This is a genomic window from Paenibacillus sp. 01T422 (assembly GCF_056398785.1).
The window spans coordinates 1-607 of record NZ_JBFTQB010001528.1 but is presented as its reverse complement, the minus strand read 5'-3'; the positions used below and the strand labels follow the sequence as shown (position 1 = coordinate 607).

The window sequence follows — 607 nt, the reverse complement described above, 5'->3', positions numbered from 1 at the left end:
CCTTTCAGGTAGTTCTGCATTTCTACTTTCAGAATATCTTCAATCGCATACGTATGCATGCCGTAGTTTACTTTAGGAATTTGAGTCGTCCACGTTGCGAAATCAGAAATGACTTTCTGACCCCCGAAGAAATCATCCGCTTTCGTATAGGCTTCTCCTGTTGCTGCTGGTTTGTAAGTACCGATTACACCAACATCTGTCACTAATTTCTGGTACAGATTCACGTCGGAACCAAGTGTTTTTCCTAGGAATTCAGCTGCTGCTTCTTTACCAGGATTGTTCAATACATACCAGGAGCTGCCTCCAAGGTTAGATGCGTGTACAGAACTTGCTGTATTTTTCAGCTTAGGGAACGGTACAACCGCCCATTTCCCTGATTGGTCAGCTTGTGACTTAATCGAAGGCGTGATCCAGTTACCTGTCGGTACACTCACCACACTGCCGCTATTGAAACCAGCAAGGAATGAATTCCAGTCTGAAGTGATTTTAACGATATTAGCGGACATCAATTCTTTGTATGTTGCAAAAGCATCTTTAAGAGCTGCGTTATCTTTCAGATCCGGTGTAGATCCATCGCTTTTCAGATACCAAGCACCTGCTGATTGAA

1 protein-coding gene is annotated in these 607 nt (G+C 43.5%); it reads right to left on the bottom strand.

Translation table 11 applies throughout. From position 1 onward, the window contains the following. A partial coding sequence (locus AC1DUA_RS39995; protein ID WP_477504927.1) for an extracellular solute-binding protein occupies nucleotides 1-607 on the bottom strand: 607 nt, incomplete at both ends.